This is a genomic window from Xanthomonas cannabis pv. cannabis (assembly GCF_000802365.1).
GTDB classification, from domain to species: Bacteria; Pseudomonadota; Gammaproteobacteria; order Xanthomonadales; family Xanthomonadaceae; genus Xanthomonas; species Xanthomonas cannabis.
Window position 1 is genome coordinate 1 of record NZ_JSZE01000240.1, and the last position, 273, is coordinate 273.

Sequence of the window (273 nt, forward strand, 5' to 3'; positions counted from 1 at the left end):
GGCGGCGGGCGCGGACATGCTCGCCCAGATGACGCTGCCACGGCGGCAGTGGAACATAGGGATGAAGCTCCATCTTCTCGGCCATACACGCCAGCATGCCCGCGTCCAGCCGATCGGTTTTTGCCAGTCCCAAGCCGTTGGCCAGGTGACGCGCCCGAGACGCATTGGCGCGTGCCACCGGGACTCCCGCCTGATGCAGCGCGTCCAGCGCGGCCAGCTCGTAGCCACCGGTCGCCTCCAGCACCACCTGCCTAACTGGCAGTGTCCTCAGCC

General features: G+C 68.1%; 1 protein-coding gene. It reads right to left on the reverse strand.

Annotation, left to right across the window (positions count from 1 at the left end; translation table 11 throughout):
• Positions 1-273: IS110 family transposase (locus tag OZ10_RS20240; RefSeq protein ID WP_039566926.1), on the reverse strand; the 273-nt coding region annotated here is incomplete at both ends.